Raw genomic sequence first — 17487 nt, 5'->3', positions numbered from 1 at the left:
AGGAACAGCATCATGGCAGTCTCCCTCTCTAAGGGTTCGAACGTCTCCCTGTCCAAAGAAGCCCCCGGCCTGAGCGAAGTAATCGTGGGCCTGGGCTGGGACCCGCGCGTCACCGATGGCACTGAGTTCGACCTCGATGCCTCCATCTTCGTGACCGGCGAAAGCGGCAAAGTCCTGAACGATGCCAGCTTCATCTTCTACAACAACAAGAAGAGCCAGGACGGTTCTGTCGAACACCTGGGCGACAACCGTTCCGGTCAGGGCGACGGCGATGACGAGCAGGTCAACGTCAAGCTCACCGGCCTGGCCGCTGACGTGAAGAAGCTGGTATTCGCCGTCACCATCCACGAAGCCGAAGCTCGTAAGCAGTCCTTCGGCCAGGTTTCGAACGCCTACATCCGCGTTCTGAACAAGGCCGACGGCAAGGAAATCGCCCGCTACGACCTGTCCGAAGACGCCTCCACCGAGACCGCAATGATCTTCGGCGAGCTGTACCGTCACAACGACGAGTTCAAGTTCAAGGCGATCGGCCAAGGCTTCGCCGGCGGCCTGAAGCCTCTGGCTGAAGCTCACGGCGTGAGCATCGGCTAAGGCCTGCACGTTGAAAAAGCCCCAGCCCCGGCTGGGGCTTTTTCACATCTGCAGCTAGGGAATGAACCGTACCGACGACACCACCAAGTATTCATGGAAGTCCAACATGCGCCGATTGATGAAGGGTATTGCTGTCCTTTCTGCCTGGCTCGCGACAAGCATTTCCACCGCCGAGGCGACCAGCTTCGATTGCACCAAAGCGCAGAACTTCGCAGAAATGACCATCTGCTCCTCACCCGCGCTACAGCGCGCCGATGAAGACGTTAACTCCGCTTATGTAAAAGCAGTCGATCGGGTGCCGGATAATCAAAAGGCGGACGTCCGTCAGTCCCAAAGATCGTGGTTGAAACGGCGCAATGCCTGCACCACAACGAGCTGTATCTCGGTGGCCATGACGGAGCAACTTCGAACGCTTGCCCATTGGGGAGCTGAACCAGGTGCCGCGCCAGTGGCAAAGCCTGCAGCCTTCACCTCACCTGTGCCAGCAGCTGCGCGGCAGGCTCCGAAGGCCATCTCACCGGCCACGCAAGAAGAATTCGACATCAACCGCGGCGCGCCCAGCGCTGTCATTCCCGAAGTTCATCCGGCAACGGCTCTCACTTCCGAGACAGCCGAACAGGGACCAGCGCATCCGACTCAGGACATGCGTCCATTCAAGATCGCGTTGGTCGCAATGGTCGCCCTATTGCTGGTGTGCATCTGGCTGCACTCAAGGGGTAGCATGGTCATTTACAGTGATCTGACCGACGCCCTTTGGACTACCCTGACCCCTGTATTGGCGATCGGAGCTTTCTTCCTCGCAAGATGGCTTGAACTCTCGGAGGCTGTTGCCGGGTGGTCCGCGCTGGCTGTGTTCTCACTCATGTCTCTGCAGGTCTTGATCCAGACCTTCCGAAGCAATGGCTTTTCTCCGTACTTCATCCTCGCGCTCTACGCGAAGATCGCACTGTTCATCCTTTTCTTCTTCTTGATGGCCCTACTGCTGCTCGGCGGATACACCAAGGCTGATCGCCGTCGGCGCCGTAGTTGGGCAGTTGCCGCCGCCGCGCTGTTCGCATTCTTCACCGCCTGGATGTGCCGCAACCGCAGCTTCAGCCACATTGACGACTACCTCGCTGGCCGGGCATAGATGGCACATGGACATAGGTCTGCACCTGGGCAGGCCTTCACTCCCAGAGAATCTCGGAGGGAAACATGGGATTCCGATTCAGCAAACGGATCACGATCGTCCCTGGCGTCCGCCTGAACATCAGTGGATCAGGCATCAGCACGTCAGTCGGGCCACGCGGCCTGAGTCTCACGATGGGCAAGCGAGGCACTTACCTAAACGCTGGTCTGCCCGGTACAGGCCTTTCCTATCGGGAGCGCCTCGACCGTCCAAGCAGACGCTCCACAGCTCAACCCACTCCAGAAGCACCTGGCTATGACGGGCCCATCAAGGTAAAGGTCGATGATGATGGATCGCTGATCATCACCGACCTCGACGACAACGCCCTACCTGCCGCGATCGTGAAGCGGGTGAAGCAAGAAAAGGCCGAGGACATCCAGGACCTTTTGGAGGCGGCCGCGGCCAAAGTGAACCAGGCGCTTGAGGAGTGTCTGGGCGTCCACATGGATACCCCTCATCCGGGATCGCTGCCAGCGCTGCCGCCGCCCTTTGCTCAAGAAGAACCGAGGCGACCTGTTGCAGACTCTCCTGGCCTCCTAGACAAGATGCTGCTGCGGGGCCCCAAGATGGAACGGGAAGCCCAAGAGCGCGAGGCCCAGTACCAGCAGGATCTCGCTGAATGGAAGTCTGCCCGTGACGCTCACGAACAAGCCCGAGCGGATATCGAGAAGGCAATCCGCCTGGCAGCAAAAGGGTTCAGCGCCCACATGGAGCGTGCTCTCGACTACGTGCTCTCTGGAATTGCCTGGCCGAAAGAGACCCTGGTCGAGTACCAGTTCTCTCACGACGTCACCGGCATTGCGGTGGACGTGGACCTCCCCGACGAAGGCGATGTGCCCTGCAGGACAGCAGAGGCAAGGGGCAACGGCAAACTGACGTTCAAAAACAGATCCGAAGCCCAAACGCGCCGGGACTACGTGACGCTCTGCTACGGAACCGTCTTCCGCGTAGTAGGCGAGGTCTTCGCCCTGCTTCCTGGCATTCAGAACTGCCTCGTGTCCGGGTACATCCAGCGAACCAGCGCAGCAACCGGCCGGGTCGAGGATCAGTACGTAATCTCGGCTCTGGTATCCCGTGAACAGTGGGAAACCATAGACCATAGCCGGCTGGCAATTGTCGATCCGGGGGCAGCTCTGAAATCGTTCGGCGCAGTGGTAAAGCTGGATCGCTCCTCCCGGTTCACAGAGATCGAACCTCTGGACATGGAGGCACTTGGTTGAGGAGTGGGTCAGCGTGGCCGACTATCTACGGGCCAACGGAGCTCGATAGAAGCGCGGGTGGCCAGTCAGGTTTTTCAATTGGGGATCAGTTTTGAAGCTTAATAGTGCCGGCATGTGGGCCGGGATCGGTGGTCTGTTCGTTGTAATCGCCCTCATGTCGGGCTGCCAGAGCCGGCAAGAATACCGGTCCTTCTGTTCACCTAGCACACCAAGACTGCAGTGCTCTGCAGACGACCAGACCTACAAGTGCAGTCAGGCAGCAGGACTGATAAAGCTCTGCGAGACATACGTGAGGAGGCAAGTCTCGCGGAAATCTCCAGGCTCCGAACTCATGAATTTGCCTCCGCAATACCAGAATCCGGGCTACCAGCCCTGGTCGCTTGTAGCTAGTGGGCGCAATGGGCAGACATATGTGGCCTACATCGACGGTAGAACCACACAGGGATTCATCAACTCGGTGTGGACCTTAAAAGACCTGGTGGAGCAACGTGTGAAGGACTACCAGCTGGAGTCCGCCAGTTACCTGAATATCGTCAGCGAAGGCATGGAAACGTCCGACGAAAAGGTCATGAAGACAATTTCGGATCTTGAGGACCTTCGTCCAGCCCTTCAGGAGGCGCAAGCGGTCGGGGATAGCATCCTGAAGGTCATCGATGTCCCGCCGCCCTTCGACTTCCGAGCACACGCTCTGCAGGTGGTGAACGAAACCGCCCCAACGGACATTTACCTGCGCCTGGCCGCAGAGTCCGCCATCAGGAGTGTGAGCCAGATGCGAGACCAAGCCCCACAACTGGTTCGTGAATCAAAGGGCAGACTTACCGACCTGCAGGAGATTGTGGCCGTGCCATATGCCCAGCAGTTCGCCGAACAGTTACAGCGTGCGGAGGCCGTCGGCAAGCAAGCAGCTCGCGAGCGCGCCCGGGCATGGCATCGTGCTGAGTCGGAGGGGAGCGGGTACAGAAGCGGTGGGGGAGGTGGATGCTCATGTGCCGGCGGGAACGTCTGCTACGGCCCCCGCGGCGGGCGTTTCTGCATCACTTCGGGGGGGAACAAACGCTACGGCATCTGAAGACAGCGCCGGTGCCCCGATGGCGAAAGGGTTCGCCATCGGGGTTTGCTGATCAGCTGATGATGCCCTTAGCTTTGGCTTCCTTGAGCCAGCTCGGGAACTCTTCCATCAGTTTGTCGTAGAGCTTCTCCTCGGTGATCTCGTGCAGATCATCAAGGGCGAAGAAGCTGCAGTTGTCCACCAGGCGCCCCCCCATGTCATCAAGCTTTTCAAGGATGCCGTAGCTCCGGCCGCCCAGCCCCACGAAGTTCCAATGCAGCGGCAACTTGGCTGCATCGGTCATGAGCTTGGTGATCTTCCGGTTCTCGTGAACCCCACCATCGCTGATGAAGAGCACGTACACCGGGGAGCGATCGCCGGACTTGGTATAGAAGTCAATAACGGCCTCCATCACCTTGGGCTCATCGTTCACGCGCGCACCGAGATCCCAATCACGCCAACCGTAGTGATCCGTGTTGATGAAGTCGTGGAAATTGGTGAGCGTGATGTTGGATAGGCGCTGCGGCTTGGCCCCGAATGCCCAGCAGTCGATCGAAGCATCGTCATCGAAATGCACTGCCAGAGGCACCAGACGGTTGACGACCTCTTGCACTCGCCCCTTGGAATACTGGCCATTCATGGAGCCGGAGCCGTCCAGCACGAGCGCAACGCGGGCCTTCACATCGGTGAGCTTGGCTTTTTCCAGCGAGATGGTCGCCTTCTTTGCCAGGCTGATCAGTTGAGGTGCGGCCGCCTCAATTTTCTTTTCCAGAGAGATGGTCGCCTGAACCATTGCGGGTGCTGGGGCTGGCGCGGGGTCACTCACTTCACCGCCAAAGTGTTTGACGAGCGCAGCAAGGCCATCATTGAACCCCTGCAGATTCGACGCCAGGCGCCACTGCCCGTCCTTGCGATAGATGTCCGCCAGCATGATCGCCTTCTCGCCGGCGAACGTGCTGCCGCTGAAGGAGCACGTGGCGACAACCTGGCCAGCAGCATCCTTGATCGAGAAGGAGCTGGCTTGAATCTCGCGCATCGAACCGGGGCCATCGATAGCGGCGGTGAACACCAGGCGATCGATGGAGGAGGGGAGTGTGCCGAGCTGCAGCGCGAACTCACCCGGGGCGGTCTGCCGAACGCTGGAGCAGGGAGAAGTCGGCTGGTTGTAAAAGGTCATGTAGCGGTCGTCGCTCAGATGGCCGCGCGAGTCGAGGCCAAAGCACGAAACGTCGACAGAGTTGGGTGTCCCGATTTGGAGCTGAACCGAGACCGACAGGGCATGACCCTGGATGAGGTTCGACAACGGCATTCGTTGTCCTTGGCTGATCTGCTGCATCTAAGGCTTCCTTGATTAAACGAACGCGCACCAGGTGCTGGCCGAGATATTAGCGCGGCCGGCTGAATCTGGTGCTGCAAACTGAGATGGCAGTTCCATCCCTACCAAGACCCTAACCGCCGAGGCGGAAAAGCCAAGGGAGGCTGGCAACCCTGTCCCATACCCCCAGTGAATGACCTTCGGTAGCAACCCACACCGCCCCAGGAAATGCGGGGTGCGACTTGGCTTGAAGATCAGAACCCCACCGTTAGGCTCGGAGTACGTCGGGAGATCGCAGATTTTCTGGCGTCAAAATTGGTAGCAAGCTTTCGAGTAAGCAGGCAAAATGCCACTAGTAAGACAGTGGCCGCCTCCAGGATCGAAGGTGCTTGGGCCGCTGGTTCCGATTTCTGACAAGGACCCGTTGGATGCTTCTCGTCGCTCTCGTTGTTCTCAACGCGATCTGTCTGATCTGCGGCCTCATTTTCAACGCCGAACTCCTAAACCTTGCCGGCGCAGATGTCCCCCTCAAGCAGCTCCAATCCCTAGAGATTTACAGCCAGATTCTGGCCGCGGTCAGCGTGTGCCTGTTCGGTTGGCGAGTGTGCATTTGGGCGCACCGACGATGGGGTGGCGCGCAGTACATCGCATGGTCGGTCCTGGCCAGCACCTTGCTGGTGGGCCCACTCACCTGGGTAGTTCAGGGCGAAGCTCCCGACCTGATTGCTGAGAAGTTCCCGTCCACCCTGCGGGTGTACAGCCTGTACGCCTATGTGACGAAAAAGGGGCTGCTCTACGACTCCTTGCAGATCCCCGGCGTCCCCTACAGCACCTACAAAGACGCGGGTGAGGGCAAAGCGTTTTTGGCAAATATCGGCGTCCTCATGAGTCTGCAGGGCTCTTATGTAGAGCAGATAGATCAGAACTTCCAAGGCTTCGCGACCGTGGTGTTCCGCGGATACACACGCCGGAATGCAGACTCGCTGTACGAGCGCCTGCAGGAAGAGGTGGTCCCCGTCGCGGATGACGTGATCAGGGAATACGCCAAGCTCGAGGCGTTTCGCGCCACCCGCGTTCCTGGCTACGAGTGGAAGCCCATCGCATGGCCCAAACCGGGTGAAGCGCTGGGATACAAACCCACCGTCCGTGACCTTGCCCTATCGATCAAGCCCGGCCTCCGCTCCAGAGAAGAAATCGCCAACACCCTCGAAGTCCGCTACATGGCGAAGGAAGCGCTCGGCCCTCTCTACGTGAAGGGAATGGACGTGCTCGCCAGCCGAGCACAGTTCGACAAGTACCTTCCGGGCATCGCCGCAAACATGGCCTTCGACGTCGCGCACACGGATATCCAGGGAGCGCAGGGCGTCACTGTCCTCAAGCACATGTGGTTCGTGCCCTGGTCGCTGATCAGCGGGCTCTTCATGGGTGCGCTCAACATCGTTGGCTTGGTGCTTTCCGCAGCTGAGCGCCGCGGTCTGGTGCAAGGGCGCCGGCGCATGGTTCGAGCCATAGCAATCCTTCTCATCATCGCGGTCCCCCTGTTCTCGGGGAACGCAATCATCAAGTCGAACGGGTACCGGACGGCATTCAGAAGTATCGAGAAAGGCCCAACGATCATGGCCGGCATCTTCCATTGGGCGATGTCTGCCGAAGCCATTCTCTACAACCTGACCAAACCTCTGCTGAAGGCAGAGTAACTACCACCACACGGGAGTGATCCATCGTGCGTAAGAAGTTCGTCGCATCGATTCTGGCAGTTGCCATTGCAGCCTCTGCCTCGGGCTGTGCCGAAATGGGCATCAACAAGGAGCAGGCGGGCACCATCATCGGCGGCCTGGCTGGCGCGGCCATCGGCGCAACTATGGGCAAGGGCAATGGCAAGATCGCCGCGACGCTGATCGCTGCCGGCATTGGCGGTTACATCGGCAACCGCATCGGCAACATGCTGGATGAGAAGGATCAGCAAGCCCTCGCTCTGCGTACCCAGGAAGTATTGAGCCAGCCGGCCACCGTTTCTGCTCAGCCGGTCACCTGGACCTCCGATCACTCCGGCGCGACCGCGCAGATCACTCAAGGTCAGGAATTCACCAAGACCAAGACCGTTGAGGTGAAGCGCGCGCCGAAGATCCAAGCCGTGCCCAGCATGAAGCTGATCAACGAACAGTACGTCAGCACGGCAAGCCTAAACGTCCGCGCCGCACCGAACCAGAAAGCGGACAAGGTCGGCGGCCTGCCCACCAACACCGAGTTCACCGCCGTCGGCTCCACTGGCGACTGGATTCTGGTTGGCCGCAAGGGCGTGACCGTCGGTTACGTGCACAAGGACTACGTCCAGCCGAAGTCCCAGGTAGTGGCGAAGGCCAGTACCCCCGCTGTGAACCTGGACGAAATGAACGTCTCCGCCAGCAAGGAAACCAAGGCGTTCGACCTGGACTCCATCCAGTCCCTGCCGACCGAACAAGTCGCGGCCGAGACCTCCTGCCGCCCGGTGACCGTGAGCCTCAAGTCTGATAAAGGCCAGTCCGAACAGCAGAACACCTTCTGCAAACAAGCGAACGGCACCTGGGAACTGATCTAAGGACGACCATGAAAAAGCGCGCTCTCGCGCTGGCAGTGATCAGTGCTTGCGGCCTTGTGCCGCAAGCATTCGCCCACGAGCTGGCCTATTCGAAGAAAGACAACATCAAGGTTGAAGTCCCGGGCGACGCCAGCAACTGGTGTAAGCCCGATCTGGAAATGACCATCAGCCGGCCGGCCTGGGACAACCAAGCCATGTTGGCTGGCCTGGTCTCCAAGCTGCCGTTCGTCCTCGGCAAAGACTGCCCGACGGCAAAGGTGACCTGGAAAGCTGTTGATGCCAGCGGCAATCTGTACGCCAGCGGTTCGGGTACTGCTTCTAACCTGGGTCTGGTGACCCTCGCCGCGGCTCAGACAGCTCCAGCACCTGCCCCCGTCCAAGCGCCGACTCCAGCACCTGCCCCGGCGACTCCGGTGGCGACCCCAGCCCCGGCACCTGCCCCCGAAGCCCCCCCTGCTCCCTCCGTAGCAGCCGAGCCTGTACAGACGCCGGCAGAACCGGCTGCACAGCCTCCAGTTGCCACCGCGCCGGCGCAGCCTACACCTGCCCCTGCAACCCCGGCCGAAGCACCTGCTCCCAGCCAGCCTGCAGTAGCTGAAACCAAGGCCGAAACTCCGACCGCACCTGTGCCGGCACCAGCACCGGCAGCCCCCACCGCCGTAACTGCAGCTCCGACTACCGACTTTGGTCGCGGGCTCGTGGTTGGTCACCCCCAACTCGTCGAGGTCACTGACGACGCTGGCTGTAAATGGGTGATGAGCAAGACTGCCGTAGAGGGCGAAGTTGGCCTGGCGTTTGGCTCGTCCCCGTCAATGCCTTGCCCTGCCTCGGGATTCGCTGAAGGCTCCTTCGACAAGCTGACCTGGAAGATCCCGAATTCGTACAGAGGGGATAACTGGCAGCGGGTATACGTCCATCCTAGCGGCCTGATGTTCAACAAGGGCCTGGAAGCAGCAGTGAAAGGCAAAGCACTTTCGTTCCTGAGTGCGAACGCCGATCAGGCACTGTTTCTCGTGGGCGAGCTCCCTGCGCGGCAGATGAAGGTCTATCTGGCCTTCCAGCGGGGCAGTTACCGCGTACTCGGCCCGTTCAACGGCGAGCCTTACTACGTGGTGACGACCCCAGACGAGTCATTCGCCCTGGACGCCGTGGAGTACAAGAAGGCTGCAGTGGAGGTATTCCAACTCCTGAAGTCCACTTCGCCCTCGACGGTGGACGTGCAGAACTTCTACGTGGCGAAGAGCCTCAACGACCTTTACCCCGCTTCTGGCTGGGGTGAGGACAAAGGCAAGATCGTCCGCAATCGCCTTGGAGAGAACCGCGGTCAGTTCTACTTCGATGTCCAGGAAGGTTCCAACTGGGCCATGCAACGCGAGAAGCAGCGCCTGCGTGAAGAGCGTTTCCGGCAAGAACAGATGGCTGAGCTACACACCCGGGTGCTGGCGCGATACGAGCAGCTCAAGGCCGGCATGAAGGACTATGAAGGTCGTGAGACCGAAGCCCTTGCACAAATGGCCGGCATCCAGGTCCGCTTTGGCTCGCCGCTGGCGCTGCAGGACCCGAACTCCTCCAAGCGTGTGGACTTGATGATGGTCCACGTCACCGGCAAATCCGGCGACTTCTACGACATCGACTTCCCAGCCAAAGGCCGCCTGATGTCGAATCAGGAGTTCGAAAAGGAGTGGTACGTGGTGCCGGTGGCCAACGTCACGCCCTACCTGCCGCTCGATGACGGCCGCGCAATCCCGACCTTCCGCGGCAACCTGCCGTTTGCTCCCGAAGCATGCAAACAGGACCACTGCGCGGACAAAGTCTCCTTCGGTGCGGTTCTGGCCCGTGAATTCGGCCCCGACTCCGGCATTGATTTCAGCTGGACTCCCGAGGTCTCCCAGCAGTACGTCAACGCCTGGAAGAACGCTTCCGCCCAGATTCAATAAGGCATCACCATGACTAAATCGACGATGAACAAGAAGCACATCCTGATCGCTTCCATCGCTGCGGCGGTGGTGGTGGTTGGCGGCGTGACCGCAATGATCTCCAGCTCTGGCAAGAAGGCTGCGCTGAGCTATTACGACAGCTTCAAGGAGCGGTACTTCCTCCAGGACGTGCTCTCCGAGGGCGATGTCTCCTACTCGGTCTTCTCCGGCAACCTGACCGTCAAGAACCCCGAGATCCGCCTCGCTGCCGCCCAAACCAACGGTGCTGAGCAGTTCTTGCAAGGCCTGCGCGGCCTCTTTGATTCGGCAAGCGGCCGTTCAAGTGAGGAAGGTCTGCTTGGCTGGGCGAAGTATCAGGTGTCCTCCACCGCCGGCCGGAACGCCGGTGGCATCTACATGAAGGCTGACGCTCTGAAGATCAGCCACTCTGGCGACAGCAAGGACGGCGAAATTCACGTCCAATTGCTGGGAATGGAGATGGCCAACCCCTTCATCTCGCACAAAGGCGCCGAAGTGGTCTTGGTTGGTGACCTGGCCGCTGACAACGAATGGGCGGCAGCTGACAGTGCTACCAGCGAGGTCAAGCTGCCCTATTCCTGGGGCACCAACATGGCTGTCCGCAATCCAGTCACCGGGGCTTTCATCGTGGGGGCAACCGGGGAGTTCGGTACCAAGGTCGATCTCGACCTCACCATCAAGCGCACCGACGACGGTGAGGGCTCCATGAAGTTCGTGGTGACCCACCGGAACGACGGCAGCCAGGTAGGTCAGATCGTCCGCCAGGCGGACTTCGCTGCGCTCCCCGAGCTCGACGATGTACAGGATCTGCTGAAGAACGCCCTGAGCAGCTTCGTTGTGTCCGCGTATAGCAATTCCACTGGCCTCGCCGTCCTCGCCGACGCGACCAGCGGGTTTGCGCGGAAAGCCAAGGTGGAGAACTACTCAGTGACCTATAAGGGTTTCAGCCCGTTGAAAGACGCCTTCGGTGCATTCCAGGCCAAGGCCGCAAAAGCCAAGTTCGAGGCCTTCTGCCAAGAGGTTGGTTTGTCCACCTGGCAGAGCGACTTCGGTGCCAAGGCGAAGGGGCACAGCGATAGCGAATGCGCGATCGCTCAGAAGCTCGTCGACGACGGCAAGTTCGAAGAGGAGTACAAATTCAGCGAAGGGAAGACGCTATTTGCATCGATCTTCGTGAGTCGCTCGTACGAACTCGAAACGAACTGATCTTCGAGATCATGATGAGCCTCTTGAGAGGTTCAGCCCCAGGTACTGTTGTTCACGAGATGAGAAGGGCCCGCGAAAGCGGGCCTTTTTCTTGATCGGCGAAGACCGGCCTGGAGTTGGCGCAGCGTATCCGAGCCTCAGGTAACCCCAACGAGCGAACAATATAACGTGTGGTGCTGGAGGGCCTGCTCGGCCATCATTACAGCTCGAAACCGTTCCCCGAAGAGTCCCAAATGCTTGTTTATGCAAACTTCCTGACATTCCCGGCTACGCGCCCAGTAGACGAAATCATCGGGACTTTTGCGGTCTGGCTGACCCAGCGCGTCCACATGCCGATCCAACTCGATCGAATGATTGAGGGTATACGGAACCTGAAGTTTCGCGACAACAGCGTGCTATCGACGATTTCAACCGTCGTGCCAGGGTTGCCTGATAAATTTCCATTTTTGTTCAACGGCTCCTATTCCCACAACGATTCTCAGACCTCAGGCAGAAGATGGACCCTTGAATTTGGCGTCCGCCAGTTTCATGCGAACGCAGCCGTTGAGTGTTCGGTCCTGCTCAAGACGGATGAGCGCAGTACCCTAGTCAGGGCGCCTGTCGAATTCTCTCAGCCAAGATTCCTCAAGGACCTAATACGTCTCGATCCCTCCACATCAACACCAGGAATTCAGATCCGAACCCTTGTGCCGGAATCTTCGGACGAGTTCGTTGCCGAGGTCGAGCGTGAAGACAGACGAAATCCCCTAGTGCTATTGAGCTGTGACAGAGATGGCAATTACCTAACGCCCCTAGGAGAGTTGCAATCCCAGCTTGTGGGCTTATGCGACATCCATTTCATTCCACGAGAAGTGGATACCCGCCATCTCGACTCTCTGGTAGGTCGTGATCGATGTGCCTACGGCGGTGCCGTACGAATCTTCTGGACTCGTAGACCCTTTGATACCAGCAATAGCTGCTCCTCCTATCTCTTACTTCCCCCCGACCGTGAGTCCACACGGCCAGGGCGATACTCTCAAGCTGAAAATCCGATCCTCGCCGCGATTACTGACCAAACGAATGTGCCGTTAGCACTGCGTCATATCACCCGCGAAAAGGTCATTGAACAAGCTGTACGCTCGCGGCTCGAACGTGTGCAATCAACCTCGATGTCATTTGAGTCGACTGCTGTAGAAGGGGAGCTCCAGGTATACCAGGACCTCCTAGAATCGGTGGATGCAGAAATTCGAGCCAAAGATCTGGAAGCGGAACGACTGAAGGAAATCATCGCCAACCTTCAAGCCGAGAACGCGAAAATGAAGGCGATTGCCGCCGGCTACGAGAAGGGGCATAGCCAATCTGGAGGGGAGAGTGAGCCGAACGCCTTGGGACCGATGAGAGAGGCGACTCTTGCACTTCATCGAGGATCGATCTCTCTCCGACAAGCATTGGTACTTATTCAGCACCTCTATCCGGATCGGGTCACGATCTTACCCTCTGCATTCGACTCAGCCGCAGAGTCGGACAATGCAAGGTTCCAACACTGCGCGAAAGCCGCGGAATTACTCATCAGCCTGGCCACCACATACTGGGAAACCCTGGCCGGCGGCGGTGGGGATCAGCATGCCAAAGAATGCTTTGGAACCCAGGTCTACGGAGCCAGTGAGAAAGGTCTCAGCGCGCGCGGTAGAAGCGAGAGATCCTTCATGTATCGAGGGAAAATGCTTCAAATGGATAAGCACCTGAAGATCGGCTGGACGGACTCCCTGGTTACGACGTTGCGCATTCATTTCGAATGGGTGGCAGAGGAAAAGAGAGTCGTGATCGGCCATTGCGGCCGGCATCTTGCCCTCTGATCTATGGGTTGAGTCAGGCGAGACCGGAATCTTGTGAGCGCTTAGATACCCAGGCAGCTGGAGAAAATCAGCCGCAGGATGGTGGTGGCAATAGTCACCCTCGGTACACTGGCCCGAAACTACTGCTCGGGCCTACCCCATGTTCGATCTCGACCATCAACTTGCACAGGAAATTGCTGACCGGGCGATGAACGTCCTGAGATGCAACGTGAACGTGATGGACAGCCAAGGCCTGATCATCGGCACAGGGGAGGCTGAGCGGCTCTACACGCGCCATGAGGGCGCGCAGCTGGTGTTGGCCAATAGCCGGGCCGTTGAGATCGACAGTGCAGCTGCTAGCTCGCTCAGGGGCGTGCAGGAAGGGGTGAACCTACCTCTCTGCCTGGATGACCAGGTAATCGGCGTCATCGGCGTTTCTGGAGCGCCTGATGAGGTCAGGGTCCATGCAGAGCTGGTCAAGATGACCGCAGAGATGCTGGTCGCACAGCGGAGCGATCAGAAGCACCGGATCTGGATTCAGGAGATGAGGGAGGGTGTGCTTGCCAGCCTCCTTCTCGAAGGCCACCCATCCCAACGGGTATTGGCGGACGCGCAGCGGCTGGGTTTGAAACCGGACCTCGCCCGAACCGCCGTACTTTTCGAGTTGAGTGCGCCGGCAGAGCTTGAGCAGACGAAGCAATGGCTCAACAGGCAGGGGCAAGACACCTGGTGCATCAACCTGCACGAGACCAGCCTTGTGTGGTGCACTCCGCGCCCGGTTCAGCCCGCCCTATTGGAGCAGCTGGACACCGCCGGCAGAAGCACAGTGAGGATCATGGTTGGGAATCCCGCGATCGGGGCACAACACCTGCACAAGGAGGTGTTGCAGCTCGCCGATCTCGCTGCTTACGCCCAGGAGAAGCTGCCCGGCGATCGGTGGCTTCAGTTGACCGCTCACAGAATTCCGGTCGCGGCATGGAGATTCCGGTCCGAAGCCGGGTTCCGAGAGCTGGCCAAGCCGTACGAGGCTCTTCAGAACGATGACTCCAACAACCAGCTGAGCAAAACCCTGAAGGCGTGGTTCGACCGGGGCGGCGACATCCAGGCCAGTGCGGATGCTCTGAATATCCACCGGAACACGCTCCGATATCGGCTGCAGCGCATCTCGGAGATCACCGGCATCGATCTCGCCACCCCAAAGGGAATGGCAGAACTCTACCTCAGCATGACCTTGGCCAGGGGGTAGGGGTCTCCCGCATCTTTGTGCGAACGCACAAAAACACCTGTCAATTTTCGTACTTTCCACATACACGGCATCGACTGTCAGCGGAAGAATCTCCTCAACAAGAAAGGGCATGCAGCCCAAGGAGACCTGCATGAAAGTCGTGATCGCGCCAGATTCCTTCAAAGAGAGCCTGTCGGCTGAACTGGTTGCGGAAGCCATCGCCGCCGGCGTCCGCGACGCCATCCCTGATGCCGAGATCGTCTGCATACCAATGGCCGATGGCGGGGAGGGCACGGTTGACGCGGTACTTGCAGCTACTGGCGGCGAACGCCGGACCAACACGGTCCATGGTCCGCTCGGGGCCGAAGTCAGTGCTACCTGGGGCTGGCTGCAGGAAACCAGGACTGCAGTGATTGAGATGGCCGCGGCTAGCGGTATTCATCTGGTGCCCGCGGCACAGCGAGATGCAACTCGTGCCTCGACCTACGGCACCGGCCAACTGGTTCTGCAGGCCCTGGACGCGGGGGCGCAGCGAATCATCATGGGCTTCGGCGGCAGTGCAACCAACGATGGCGGTACCGGAATGCTGCGAGCGCTTGGTGCCAGATTCCTGAGCGCCTCCGGAGAGGCGATCGAGGAGGGCGGCCTGGCGCTGCAATCGTTGGGGCAGATCGATCTGAGCTTGATGGACAAAAGGCTACAAAAAACCCGCTTTGATGTTGCCTGCGACGTCGACAACCCCCTGACAGGCCCCAAGGGTGCGTCCCACGTATTCGGCCCTCAGAAAGGTGCTTCTCCTGAACAGGTCCTGCAGCTGGACAAGGCATTGGGCGCCTATGCCGACGTGGCTGCTGAATTACTCGGGAAGGACGTACGTGATTTTCCGGGCGCAGGCGCAGCAGGAGGCATCGGGTTTGCAGCGCGTGCATTCCTGAACGCGGAGTTCCGCCCAGGCGTGCAGCTGGTCGCTGACCTTTCGGGGTTGAGCAAGGCCGTTCAAGGAGCAGACCTGGTGATCACGGGGGAGGGCAAACTGGACGAGCAGACGCTGCACGGGAAAACGCCGGCCGGTGTTGCCGCCGTGGCATCGGCCGCCGGCGTGCCCACTGTGGCGATCGCCGGGACTCTCGGGAAGGGTTACCAGCGGTTACGAGAGGTTGGTATCGCCGCAGCCTTCTCCATCACGTCTGGCCCCATGACGCTTGAATCCGCATGTTCGGGGGCGGCAGAGCTCCTCAGAGAGCGTGCATCCGATGTTATGCAAGTCTGGGGGATCGCTGCGCGGGGATGATCCCGCGCCTCACCAAAGAGCCGGTAGGCCCCATGCCGGCGCTGTCACTCAGGCTGGGTTGCTGCCCGAAGGATATCGAGGAAAACCTCATGTCCGTTGCGTCCCTGGCGCTTACGGGCGGTCCTGTACCACCAGGCAGAGGCCGGGTGAGGAGTGTGGTCAACGACCCGGCCAGCAGCCCTGAGTGACTCGATCAGCTCCTGGGACACGGCTGCATTCCAGGCAAGTTTTGAGCAGAACACAATGGCGTGGGGCTGGAGGACCTGTGCAACTTCCTCCAGCACCTTCGCGCTCACCTTCCGGTCCAGGTCAGAAACGCGGATCGAGTCGCCGGTGACCTCTGCGGGCCTCTGGAAGTAGTTCATGTAGGCCAAGCTGGCGAAGGGAGCAGCGCCGTTCGAGAACCCAGCTTCGGCGAGGGAAACCGAGAGGCGGCGGAAGATGGTCTTGGATTTGCCCTGCCAGTTCGTCTCCAGGCCTTTCGCAACGACCCCACGGGTCCACATCCACGCGACAGAATTATCTGCCGGCAGGTCAACCCCCGCGTACCAGGCCTCTGGGTCATGGTGATAGGTCACTTCCTCCGGGAGGTAATGGCTCTCCCCAAGGATCAGCAGTTTCAGTGGGGACGCGCTGTACCCGCCTCCAACCCACGGCAACAGGTTCGGGTAGCAGCTGTAGTGCTCCACTTGTAGAAGCAGGTCATCGAAATGGGAGTCGTGCATCAGGCCCAGCAATCCTACGTCAGCATTGAGAAGTTAGGTTTCATCGAGGTGTAACTGCTCAGCGAGAAGGGCTTGCGCCTCTCGGAGGAGGGAGACTCTCGACTCCCACTCCACCTGCTCGATCATCTGACGACGTTCGTAGTGCAGATCCAGCTGCGCTTTCAAATTGAGCTGTAATTGCTTCCGCTGCTCTGGTGTCAAGGTCAACACCTCTGTGAGGAAGCTCCACCCAAAATCAGGGGAAATACCGGACTTGGTGTAAAAAAGCTCAACCAGGTACCGGATCTCCCCAAAGCCGCCCAAACGGAGGCTGAGGTCAAACTCTGTGAGGAAGAGGTCTTCGTCGAATTCACATTTCTCAGTGATGCCGAGTCTGTAAGTGCGGTACCGGTCATCTCTGGCTGCTCCGTGATACCTGTGCCAGGACATGTTGGGTACCTGGAAAGATATCGGCTCGGATGAAGACCCTGACGCAGAGGGCGGCTTTGTCCCGCGGACAAGATGCTGAACGCCTGCCTCCAATTCATCCGCTGTGAAGGCTGCGTCAGGAATGTCGTGGTCATCAAAATCCGTCATGAGCAGTCCGAGAGTCGGAAAAAGACAGCCGAGCTTATCGAAGCTGAGCCGATGTTCTAGGGGGCCACAGATCCGTCCCGACGATGGCAATTCAACCCCAATGTGCCATCCGAATGATAACCTTGGCGGCTCCGAACATTCATCATCAAGGAACGATCAATGAAGAAGCTGATTCTAGCCATGGCACTGTCTACCCTCGGATCGAGCATGGCTTTTGCCGCGAGCAATATCGGTCAGTGCGTGTACCCCAAGAACACCGTCGGCCCTGACGGCAACCTGCAGTTCAAGCAGCAGATCGTCATCCTCAGCCAGCCAGATGGCGAAGGCACCAAGTCCGTCCTGAAGACCTTCAGTTCATTCACGGTTGGGGCAGAGGCGAACGGGTACATCCAGCTGGTTACGACGCCTGATTACGATTCGTCTGAACCTGATCAGGGGGCAGGCAAGATCTTCGGATGGGCGAAGCTCAAAGACTTCGACTCTGTCCCACCGCGGAACTGCAATTAAACTGCTAACGCCAGCGATGTGGCCAGGAAGCCTTGGTAGTCCGCGGGCTTCCTCGGATTAGCTCACGAACTCAACCGCAGCGTCATACAGCTGTTTCGCGTCGCGCACCGCCTCGCGGCAGGCGGCATCCATCGCCGCGTGACAGCCCGGATCAATCTCTCCACGGGCAACTCGCGTCTCCACAATCTCGGCGGCGATTTGGATGATACGGTTTTTGCGATGGTCCAGTACCGGTGCTGCGGTGCTCATAGGTGTGTCCTGAAGGGGG

At 59.3% G+C, this 17487-nt stretch carries 16 protein-coding genes; 12 read left to right on the top strand and 4 right to left on the bottom strand.

Annotated features, from left to right (window positions below; genetic code table 11):
- The first annotated feature begins 12 nt into the window (after nucleotides 1-12).
- The 4 genes from ACNFIA_RS17725 (at nucleotide 13) to ACNFIA_RS17710 (ending at nucleotide 4048) form a co-directional block, all read left to right on the top strand.
- A complete protein-coding gene (locus ACNFIA_RS17725; protein WP_024767826.1) occupies nucleotides 13-591 on the top strand; it encodes a TerD family protein in 579 nt (192 codons plus the stop codon).
- 61 nt (nucleotides 592-652) lie between these two features.
- Complete coding sequence (locus ACNFIA_RS17720; RefSeq protein WP_416787156.1) at nucleotides 653-1720, top strand: lysozyme inhibitor LprI family protein; 1068 nt, start codon at nucleotides 653-655, stop codon at nucleotides 1718-1720.
- 65 nt (nucleotides 1721-1785) lie between these two features.
- Nucleotides 1786-2979 carry a DUF4236 domain-containing protein gene (locus tag ACNFIA_RS17715; protein WP_416787154.1) on the top strand — a complete coding sequence of 398 codons (1194 nt, stop codon included), beginning with the start codon at nucleotides 1786-1788 and terminating at the stop codon, nucleotides 2977-2979.
- 412 nt (nucleotides 2980-3391) lie between these two features.
- Nucleotides 3392-4048, top strand: coding sequence for a hypothetical protein (locus ACNFIA_RS17710; RefSeq protein ID WP_235376428.1), 657 nt, complete (start codon nucleotides 3392-3394; stop codon nucleotides 4046-4048).
- A gap of 52 nt (nucleotides 4049-4100) precedes the next feature.
- Here the strand turns inward: ACNFIA_RS17710 and ACNFIA_RS17705 are convergent, their stop codons facing one another.
- Nucleotides 4101-5363, bottom strand: a complete 1263-nt coding sequence (locus ACNFIA_RS17705; protein ID WP_416787151.1) for a VWA domain-containing protein — start codon at nucleotides 5361-5363, stop codon at nucleotides 4101-4103.
- A gap of 407 nt (nucleotides 5364-5770) precedes the next feature.
- Here ACNFIA_RS17705 and ACNFIA_RS17700 point away from each other — a divergent pair, with 407 nt between their 5' ends.
- The 7 genes from ACNFIA_RS17700 (at nucleotide 5771) to ACNFIA_RS17670 (ending at nucleotide 15411) form a co-directional block, all read left to right on the top strand.
- Nucleotides 5771-7039 (top strand): hypothetical protein, encoded by a 1269-nt coding sequence (locus tag ACNFIA_RS17700; protein WP_024767819.1) that lies wholly within the window; start codon nucleotides 5771-5773, stop codon nucleotides 7037-7039.
- A gap of 26 nt (nucleotides 7040-7065) precedes the next feature.
- Entirely contained in the window at nucleotides 7066-7920 is an 855-nt protein-coding gene (locus tag ACNFIA_RS17695) for an SH3 domain-containing protein (RefSeq protein ID WP_024767818.1), read from the top strand.
- Nucleotides 7921-7928: 8 nt separating this feature from the next.
- Complete coding sequence (locus tag ACNFIA_RS17690) at nucleotides 7929-9857, top strand: hypothetical protein (RefSeq protein WP_416787149.1); 1929 nt, start codon at nucleotides 7929-7931, stop codon at nucleotides 9855-9857.
- A gap of 9 nt (nucleotides 9858-9866) precedes the next feature.
- Nucleotides 9867-11081: a hypothetical protein gene (locus ACNFIA_RS17685; RefSeq protein ID WP_416787146.1), complete on the top strand. Its 1215-nt coding sequence runs from the start codon at nucleotides 9867-9869 to the stop codon at nucleotides 11079-11081.
- Nucleotides 11082-11314: 233 nt separating this feature from the next.
- Entirely contained in the window at nucleotides 11315-12916 is a 1602-nt protein-coding gene (locus ACNFIA_RS17680) for a hypothetical protein (protein ID WP_416787144.1), read from the top strand.
- Nucleotides 12917-13055: 139 nt separating this feature from the next.
- Entirely contained in the window at nucleotides 13056-14141 is a 1086-nt protein-coding gene (locus ACNFIA_RS17675) for a sugar diacid recognition domain-containing protein (RefSeq protein ID WP_416787141.1), read from the top strand.
- A 130-nt stretch (nucleotides 14142-14271) separates the two neighbouring features.
- Nucleotides 14272-15411 (top strand): glycerate kinase, encoded by a 1140-nt coding sequence (locus ACNFIA_RS17670; RefSeq protein ID WP_416787138.1) that lies wholly within the window; start codon nucleotides 14272-14274, stop codon nucleotides 15409-15411.
- A 44-nt stretch (nucleotides 15412-15455) separates the two neighbouring features.
- Here the strand turns inward: ACNFIA_RS17670 and ACNFIA_RS17665 are convergent, their stop codons facing one another.
- Nucleotides 15456-16136, bottom strand: coding sequence for a hypothetical protein (locus ACNFIA_RS17665; RefSeq protein WP_416787135.1), 681 nt, complete (start codon nucleotides 16134-16136; stop codon nucleotides 15456-15458).
- Nucleotides 16137-16169: 33 nt separating this feature from the next.
- Nucleotides 16170-16712, bottom strand: a complete 543-nt coding sequence (locus ACNFIA_RS17660; protein WP_037012122.1) for a hypothetical protein — start codon at nucleotides 16710-16712, stop codon at nucleotides 16170-16172.
- Nucleotides 16713-16871: 159 nt separating this feature from the next.
- On the opposite strand from ACNFIA_RS17660, the gene ACNFIA_RS17655 reads away from it, so the two are divergent.
- Nucleotides 16872-17219 (top strand): hypothetical protein, encoded by a 348-nt coding sequence (locus tag ACNFIA_RS17655; RefSeq protein WP_024767810.1) that lies wholly within the window; start codon nucleotides 16872-16874, stop codon nucleotides 17217-17219.
- A 57-nt stretch (nucleotides 17220-17276) separates the two neighbouring features.
- Here ACNFIA_RS17655 and ACNFIA_RS17650 read toward each other — a convergent pair whose 3' ends face one another.
- On the bottom strand, nucleotides 17277-17468 hold the full coding sequence (locus ACNFIA_RS17650) for a hypothetical protein (protein WP_416787132.1): 192 nt from the start codon (nucleotides 17466-17468) through the stop codon (nucleotides 17277-17279).
- Nucleotides 17469-17487 lie beyond the last annotated feature (19 nt).

The sequence above is a fragment of the Pseudomonas sp. NY15437 genome, from assembly GCF_048068435.1.
In the GTDB taxonomy this organism is placed as follows: Bacteria; Pseudomonadota; Gammaproteobacteria; order Pseudomonadales; family Pseudomonadaceae; genus Pseudomonas; species Pseudomonas nitroreducens_B.
The sequence above is the reverse complement of the archived record's forward strand: the minus strand, read 5'-3'. Positions and strand labels throughout refer to the sequence as shown.